The organism is Halalkalibacter oceani, from assembly GCF_023715705.1.
Classification (GTDB): Bacteria; Bacillota; Bacilli; order Bacillales; family Bacillaceae_D; genus Halalkalibacter; species Halalkalibacter oceani_A.
This window is the reverse complement of record NZ_JAMBOS010000081.1, coordinates 1-484: the sequence shown is the minus strand read 5'-3', so window position 1 is coordinate 484 and position 484 is coordinate 1. Positions and strand designations below refer to the sequence as shown.

At 36.6% G+C, this 484-nt stretch carries 1 pseudogene; it reads right to left on the bottom strand.

From position 1 onward, the window contains the following. A pseudogene (locus M3212_RS21735) lies at positions 1-357 on the bottom strand (Tn3 family transposase); the annotation flags it as partial. Positions 358-484: the final 127 nt, after the last annotated feature.

Sequence of the window (484 nt, the reverse complement as noted above, 5' to 3'; positions counted from 1 at the left end):
CAACTGTAATTTATGATGGAAATTTACTAATATGGCTTGGGCTTTATTCATTGCATCTTCATACATACGCCATTGAGATACATTGGCTAGTTGCTTATATGTAAGTCCGGGTGTGGCCTCGGCCATCTTGCTCAAGCCAATATTCATACCCATTCCTAAAAGGGCAGCCATGATAATGATTGTTTCTTCCTTATCTGGTTTTCGATTATTGGAAGCATGAGTGAATTGCTCATGAAATCCTGTTATATGAGCCACATCCATGAGTAAATCAGTTAATTTTATTCTTGGTAGTATCTGATAGAGGCTTGCGCTAAATTTTTTTGCTTCTTCTGGAACATCTTTTTCTAAGCGTGCAAGTTGTTTTTGACACCCTTAAATTACCGAAAGTTGACGGTATTGCCTGTCCAGAATTAGTCGATTATAATGTCCGTATATAATTCGAAACATTTCGACATTTTTAATTCTGAGGAAAGGAAAAAGACAT